Source organism: Actinocrinis puniceicyclus (genome assembly GCF_018283645.1).
Taxonomy (GTDB): Bacteria; Actinomycetota; Actinomycetes; order Streptomycetales; family Catenulisporaceae; genus Actinocrinis; species Actinocrinis puniceicyclus.
In genome coordinates, this window is the sequence record NZ_JAGSXH010000393.1 from 1 (window position 1) to 445 (window position 445).

Annotated in this window: 1 pseudogene; it reads left to right on the forward strand. The window is 74.8% G+C overall.

Annotated elements, in window-relative coordinates:
- Positions 1–445 (forward strand): annotated as a pseudogene (locus KGA66_RS31305) (RsmD family RNA methyltransferase); the annotation flags it as partial.

The following is a 445-nucleotide window of genomic DNA, read 5'->3' on the forward strand; positions in this document are numbered from 1 at the left end:
GCCTTGAGGAGGCGGCGGGCCGGCACCACTGGGGTGAGCCGAGCATCGTGTTGTGTGTCGATGAGGACCGGCTCGCGCCGCCGCGGGCGCCGTTGGTGGCGGGCTGGGCCGGGCCGCCGGGGGCGTGGGCGCTGCCGGAGAACGCGTTCGTGCACCGTACGGCGCGGATCACGACCTCGGAGGCGCGGGCTTTGGCGTTGGCGCGGTTGGCGCCGCGGCCGGGGACGCTGGTGTGGGATGTCGGGGCGGGTTCCGGTTCGGTGGGGATCGAGTGCGCGCGCCTGGGTGCGGCGGTGATCACGGTGGAGCGGGATGCGGATTCGTGTGAGCGCATCGATTTGAACGCGACGATGCACGGGGTGCGGGTGCGGGTGGTGCGCGGGCAGGCGCCGGCGGCGTTGCTGGATCTGCCGCAGCCGGACGCGGTGATGGTCGGCGGGGGCGG